The sequence below is a fragment of the Micromonospora sp. NPDC049580 genome, assembly GCF_040675595.1.
Lineage (GTDB): Bacteria > Actinomycetota > Actinomycetes > Mycobacteriales > Micromonosporaceae > Micromonospora.
Genome location: NZ_JBFAPG010000552.1, coordinates 1 through 3,849, shown reverse-complemented (window position 1 = coordinate 3,849; position 3,849 = coordinate 1). Strand labels below are relative to the sequence as shown.

Below are 3,849 nucleotides of genomic sequence, written 5' to 3'. Positions count from 1 at the left end.
GGCCGGCCTGGGCCAGCGCGACGATCTCGGCGTGCGGCCCACCGGCGTAGGCGTGGAAGCCCTCCCCCACGACCTCGCCGTCGGCGTCGAGCAGCACGCACCCGACCACCGGGTTGGGGCTGGTGGTGCCCAGCCCGCGAGCCGCCAGCTCGATCGCACGCCGCATCGCCTCATCGACGGAGACGCTGGCCATCGCCCTGTTCTGCCCTCTCACTCGCCGGTCCGCGCGCGGGCGGTCAGGGAGGCGGCATGGACCGCGGGCAGGCGGCGGCGGAGTCCGGGTACGGCACAGCCGACCCGGATGGGCGGCACGGCACGCTGACGCCAGCGGCCGGCTCGGACCCGTCCGTCCCGCGCGCTGTCTCCCATCCGGACTGTCTGGGCGCGGACGAACCGCCCCCAACCGTCGGCCCCGGATTTTCACCAGGTCCACCGGGCGGCAAGCCGTCCGGGTCGCGGGCTGACCACGGTTGGACCGTGGATCACCGCCGGTTCGGAATTTCACCGAGTCCCGCCAGCGCGTGGTGGGTACTCCGCAGTCTTACACGCCGAACGCGGTGTGTCCTTATCCAGGCGAGCTAGTTCACAGCGGGATCACGCGTCAGGTGACGCCGCGCCGCCGGTCCACCGCCACGTACGACCCCGGTTGGCTCTTGGCGACCGTCTTCATCTCCGAGGCCACCGCGATCGCCTCCAGGGGGTCGGTGAACCGCTTGCCGGCGTCGGAGAGGGAGACGCCGATGGACAGCGTGACCAGGGCGGCCCGGCGGATGTTGCCGCGCCGGTCCTTCAGCTCGACGAAGCCGCGCTCACGGTCGGTGGCGTCGTAGAGCGTGTCGGCGGACTTCTCGAAGTCGACCACCGCCCGGGAGGTCAGCGGGCGGACCTGGTCCGGCGCGCAGACGATCACGAAGTCGTCGCCGCCGACGTGACCGAGGAACGCCGGCGGCAGACCCACCGCCACCACCGCCCGGTGCAGGCTGCGGGCCAGCGCGGAGATGAAGTCGTCGCCACGCACGAAGCCGTACCGGTCGTTGACGCTCTTGAACCGGTCGATGTCGATGTAGCCGACCGCGTAGTCCACCCCGTGCCGGACCCGGTCGCTGATCTCCCGCCGGATCCGGCTGTTGCCGGGCAGCCCGGTCAGCGGGGAGACCTCCCGGAACTCCTTGTTGCGGCGCAACGTCGAGGAGACCCGGGCCACCAGCTCGGCGGTGTCGAACGGCTTGACCAGGTAGTCGTCCGCGCCGGCGCTGAGCCCGTGGACCTTGTCGACGGTCATCCCCTTGGCCGTCAACATGATCACCGGAAGGGCGGAGGTCATCGGGTCGGCGCGCAGCCGCCGGGTCAGCTCCAGCCCGTCGATGCGGGGCATCATGAGGTCGACCACGGCCAGGTCCGGCCGCTGCCGCTCGATGACCTCCAGGGCCTCCTGGCCGTCACTGGCGTGGATCACCTCGAAGCCGTGCAACCGCAGGTTGAACTCGACGAACCGAGCGATGTCCGCGTCGTCGTCGACGACGAGGATGATGTCCTTGCGGTCGGCCTCCGGCTCCACCTCAGGCCCCGGGCGCCGCGCGCTCCGCCAGGGCCCGCAGTCGCCGGACCGCCTCGGCCGGGTCGGCGGCGCCGTAGACGGCGGTGCCGGCCACGAACGCGTCGGCGCCGGCGGCGGACGCCTGCTCGATGGTGTCGGCGGCGATCCCGCCGTCCACCTCGATGCGCAGCTCCAGGTGGCCGGCGTCGACGTGCCGGCGGGCGGCGCGGACCTTGTCCAACAGCTGCGGGATGAACCGTTGCCCGCCGAAGCCCGCCTTGATCGTCATGATCAGCAGGGTGTCGAAGCTGGGCAGCAGCTCCAGGTACGGCTCGATCGGGGTGTCCCGGTCGATGGCCAGCCCGGCCTTCGCGCCGGCCGAGCGCAGGTCCTTGGCGAGCGCCACCGGGTCGTCGGCCGCCTCGGCGTGGAACGTGACGTTGTATGCCCCGGCGTCGGCGTAGCCGGGGGCCCACCTACGCGGGTCGGAGATCATCAGGTGCACGTCGAACGGCATCGTGGTGGCGGCCCGCAGGCTCTGCACGACGGGCAGCCCGATGGTCAGATTGGGCACGAAATGGTTGTCCATCACGTCCACGTGCAACCAGTCCGCGGCGTCCTCGACGGCACGGACCTCTTCGGCGAGGCGGGCGAAATCGGCGGCCAGGATGCTCGGCGCGACGATCGGCGGCGGTACGGTCACGGGGCCAGTGTACGAACGCGGCCACCCGCCGCCCGCAGCACGGCACCAACTCCGACACGCTGTGATCCAGCAGTGACCAGTAGTGCAGAATGAGCCGGTCCGGGCCATCGATTCCGGACGAACAGACATCAGTGGCTGGCCGATCGACCCAAACGCGACGACACTCCAACCGGGACGGTGCCGTAGGCTGCACGCCCGCCGGGGTCGCGCCGCGGGGCGCGGTGACCGGTCGCCAGCTCCCGGGAGGGCGGACGATGCGACGGTGGCTTCCAGCGCTGGCGCTGGTCGGCATCACGACGATGCTGCTGGCCGGCTGCGGTCCGGCACGAGGCGCGGACGGTGACCTCACCGACGACTGGCCGGCACTGCGGGTTCCAAGACCGTTCACCCCCGCCACCGACACCTGCCTGCCCCGGATCACCTCCGTCGTGCAGGCCAGCACGTACGAGACTGTCGACTGCGCCCGCAGCCATCTCGCCGAGGCGATCCACGTCGGCACGTTCACCGGTACGGCCGCGCAGGCCGGCACCCGACCGGGCCCGGGCTCGACCGCGCTGCGCGCGGCCCGCTCCGAGTGCGACCAGCGGGCCCGGGAGGTGCTCGGCGGCGACTGGCACACGGCCCGGCTCACCCTGACGCTCTCGCTGCCCAGCGGCCCAGCCTGGACCGGCGGCGCACGCTGGTTCCGCTGCGACCTCAGCGAGACCGACAGCATCGACAACACCCGGCCGGTGAACCGCGTCGGCAGCCTGCGCGGCGCGTTGATCGGCGACACCCCGCTGACCCACGGCTGCTTCGACCCCAAGCTGATCGGCGACAACCTCAACTACATGGCCCCGGTGCTCTGCACCGAGCCGCACCGCGCCGAGTTCGTCGGCGTCTACGAGGAACGGGACATGAGCTGGGCCGAGTTCACCCGCGCGGGCGAGCAGGCGCACCGGCGCTGCATGGCGTTGATCGCCACGTACGCGGCCGTGCCGAACAACAGCGACCTGCCGTACCGGGCCGGGTCCATCTACTACCCACCGTCGCAGCGGGAATGGGAGGAGGGCGACCGTGGAGTGCGCTGTTTCCTGTGGAGCGACGACCGCAAACTCACCCGTTCGATGCGCGGCGCCGGCCCCGAGGGACTGCCCGCGATCTGAGTCGCGGTGCCGTATGCTGCTGCGCCGTGGCGCTACCGGCCGGCTGGGGGCCGTCCGGAGGTCACCAGCGGCGGGAGGTCGACGATGCGACGGTGGTTGACGGCGATTGCCGGGGGCGCGGTGGTGGCCCTGGCGCTCACCGGCTGTGGCGCACCCGCCGGAGTCGACCGTGACCTCATCGACGACTGGCCGGCGCCCGTGGTGGCGCAGCAGTTCGTCCCCGCCGCCGGCGTCTGCCACCACTCCTCCCAGCAGGTCGGCTTCCTCAGCGGCTACAACCCCATGGAGTGCGCCGAGTCGCACCGGGTGGAGACCCTGCACGTCGGCACGCTCACCGGCCCCGGCACCGAACGCGGCACACCTCCGCCGCCCGGCTCGGTGGGCATGCAGGCCGCGCAGGCCGGCTGCGAGACGGAGGTCAACAAGGCCGTCGGCGCCGACTGCCGCTCCGGGCGCCTCGGGCT

4 protein-coding genes, 1 pseudogene and 1 riboswitch are annotated in these 3,849 nt (G+C 72.2%); of the genes and pseudogenes, 2 read left to right on the top strand and 3 right to left on the bottom strand.

The features are described from left to right. The 3 genes and pseudogenes from AB0J68_RS28880 to rpe all read right to left on the bottom strand — a co-directional run. Nucleotides 1–193, bottom strand: a pseudogene (locus AB0J68_RS28880) (riboflavin biosynthesis protein RibD); the annotation flags it as partial. A gap of 160 nt (nt 194–353) precedes the next feature. Further along, nucleotides 354–523, bottom strand: a riboswitch (FMN riboswitch). Nucleotides 524–601: 78 nt separating this feature from the next. Beyond that, nucleotides 602–1,558, bottom strand: a complete 957-nt coding sequence (locus tag AB0J68_RS28875; protein WP_363941646.1) for a response regulator — start codon at nt 1,556–1,558, stop codon at nt 602–604. 1 nt (nt 1,559) lies between these two features. Continuing rightward, nucleotides 1,560–2,240, bottom strand: a complete 681-nt coding sequence (gene rpe, locus AB0J68_RS28870) for a ribulose-phosphate 3-epimerase (protein WP_354857803.1) — start codon at nt 2,238–2,240, stop codon at nt 1,560–1,562. Nucleotides 2,241–2,494: 254 nt separating this feature from the next. On the opposite strand from rpe, the gene AB0J68_RS28865 reads away from it, so the two are divergent. Together AB0J68_RS28865 and AB0J68_RS28860 are read left to right on the top strand one after the other, a co-directional pair. After that, nucleotides 2,495–3,385 (top strand): septum formation family protein, encoded by an 891-nt coding sequence (locus AB0J68_RS28865; RefSeq protein ID WP_355067103.1) that lies wholly within the window; start codon nt 2,495–2,497, stop codon nt 3,383–3,385. A gap of 84 nt (nt 3,386–3,469) precedes the next feature. Next, nucleotides 3,470–3,849, top strand: a 380-nt coding sequence (locus AB0J68_RS28860) for a septum formation family protein (protein ID WP_363941641.1), incomplete at its 3' end; no start/stop codon positions are given.

Bases quoted from the DNA above. Each gene is read 5' to 3' on its own strand.
- AB0J68_RS28865 (WP_355067103.1), top strand. From the start codon at position 2,495: ATGCGACGGTGGCTTCCAGCGCTGGCGCTGGTCGGCATCACGACGATG.